This is a genomic window from Roseovarius autotrophicus, from assembly GCF_018069895.1.
GTDB lineage: Bacteria > Pseudomonadota > Alphaproteobacteria > Rhodobacterales > Rhodobacteraceae > Roseovarius > Roseovarius autotrophicus.
Genome location: NZ_JAGQDH010000060.1, coordinates 1 through 1,918, shown reverse-complemented (window position 1 = coordinate 1,918; position 1,918 = coordinate 1). Strand labels below are relative to the sequence as shown.

The following is a 1,918-nucleotide window of genomic DNA, read 5'->3' as shown; positions in this document are numbered from 1 at the left end:
AAGGCGGAAAGGAAGATCTGCATCGGGGTTACGGCTCCAGGACATGACCCCCCCCTCCCAGAATCCATCCACGCGTCATGCGCAAGCGCAGTTGCTCAAACCCTCAGTTCCAAACGCGATTCCCCTGCAGTCATCCGGCGATCTTTCGCCGCGTCGAAGCTGTTCGCGAAATGCGCCTTGCAAGTTCTAAAGAGGCTACCCGCGCAGGATCGAAATACCCGCATCGCTTCGATGAGAAGAGGCAAGAAGGCGGAGAAACCGTTATAGCCGTTCCCCGAGTTTCGTCTGAAAATCGGCAATATCTGCCGTGCGGATTCTTGCCGCCGGACTCCATCGTTTCAGACAGTGCCTTCGCCCTCTACGACGCCCCACTTTGGAACATGGCGCTGATCGCGTCGCGCCTACATCTTGTCTGGATCGCCACGGTTTGCGGAAAGCTGAAAACCGATTTCCGCTATTCCAACACCCTCGGCTGGAACACTTTCCCCGTCCCGAAACTGACCGAAAAGAACCGCGCCGACCTGACAGCGGCGGCGGAAGGCATCCTTCTGGCCCGCGAGGCGCATTTCCCCGCCACTATCGCCGACCTCTACGACCCCGAAAAAATGCCCGCCAACCTCCGCGCCGCGCATGACCTGGGCGACGAGGTTCTGGAACGCATCTACATCGGCCGCCGCTTCCGCAACGACACCGAACGGCTGGAAAAACTGTTCGAGATGTACACGAAGATGACGACGAAGGTGTCCGCATAATGACAAAGTATCTGCCGACCCTCGACGAGCTTGAGGCGTTGTTGGTCAACAACCCAGACCTGCACCGGATCAAATCTCACCTAGGCCGCTTCAACCCTATCAAGGTGATGGGAATGGCGCATATGGAAATTCGGCACTCGGCGATCCTGCGATGGCTATTTGACCCGCAGGAAAGTCACGGGCTTGGTGACGTATTCCTAAAATCGTTTCTTACGGAGGCCGTGCGTGGGGGTGACGACGTTTCGGATCCAACTGCATTGGATATCTTGCGGAGTGATATGATGGATGCAGAGGTCAGGTCAGAGTGGCGCAATATTGACCTGATGATCCTTAGTCCGCGCAATGGATGGGTGTTTGTTATTGAAAACAAATTTCACAGTGGTCAGCACACGGAACAACTGGCCCGCTACATGAACGTGGCGCATTCCACATTCATCGCTGCGGGATCGTTTGACCATGTGCGAGGTGTCTTCCTCACGCTTTGGGACGAAGATCCCCATGACCATCGGTATGTGACGATACGATATGACGCGGTATGCCAACTTTTGGAGCAAGTCTTGGCGACGCGAATACATCCTCTTTCCGCAGAGGTCGCGGCGTTTATTGAGCATTATTTGCAAGTCATCAGAGAGGCTGTTCACATGGATGAGGAACGATTGAAGCTCGAAAAGCTGGCCCGCGAAATTTACCGCGACCACAAAAAGGTGCTCGATTTCATCGTTGAAAATGGAAAGAGCACCGACTTTTCTTTGGCCGCTGAGGCTGTTTTCGGTGAAGGCGTTAAATATCCAGATATTTGCACAGTTGATGGTGCTAAATTTGTTTACAGAAACGCTGACTCTGGAGCGGTCAGTTTCCTCCCCGTGAGTTGGTTCAATGCCTTTGGTGGAGACGAGTATTACTGGCATGGCTGTAAAGATTGGTGGGCGGGACTCCCGCTCATCACGTGGATTCAGCTTACGTCGGGAGCCGACGGAACGAGTGGTCAAATTCGCTTATATGGCGAGGTCGGACCATTGGCAGACCATGCTTTTCGAACGTAAGCATCCGGCGAGGGACGCGGTCACGCGGCCTTGACAGCTTTCTGCTCGGCGTTCCAGTTCCATGGGAGCAATTCAGGCAAGCGTGACACGGTGATATCGGGCAGGCGCGCCAGGACATCTGCC

The 1,918-nt window shown here is 54.8% G+C and carries 1 protein-coding gene and 1 pseudogene; both read left to right on the top strand.

Going from position 1 to position 1,918, the window contains the following annotated elements:
- Positions 1–134: 134 nt before the first annotated feature.
- Positions 135–752 (top strand): annotated as a pseudogene (locus KAK09_RS18495) (type IIL restriction-modification enzyme MmeI); the annotation flags it as partial.
- Positions 752–1,795 carry a PDDEXK-like family protein gene (locus tag KAK09_RS18490; protein WP_210880393.1) on the top strand — a complete coding sequence of 348 codons (1,044 nt, stop codon included), beginning with the start codon at positions 752–754 and terminating at the stop codon, positions 1,793–1,795. The pseudogene KAK09_RS18495 and the gene KAK09_RS18490, both read left to right, overlap by 1 nt.
- The last annotated feature ends 123 nt before the right edge of the window (positions 1,796–1,918 follow it).

Excerpts from the sequence above, each read along its gene's own strand:
- KAK09_RS18490 (WP_210880393.1), top strand. The coding sequence starts at position 752 with ATGACAAAGTATCTGCCGACCCTCGACGAGCTTGAGGCGTTGTTGGTC.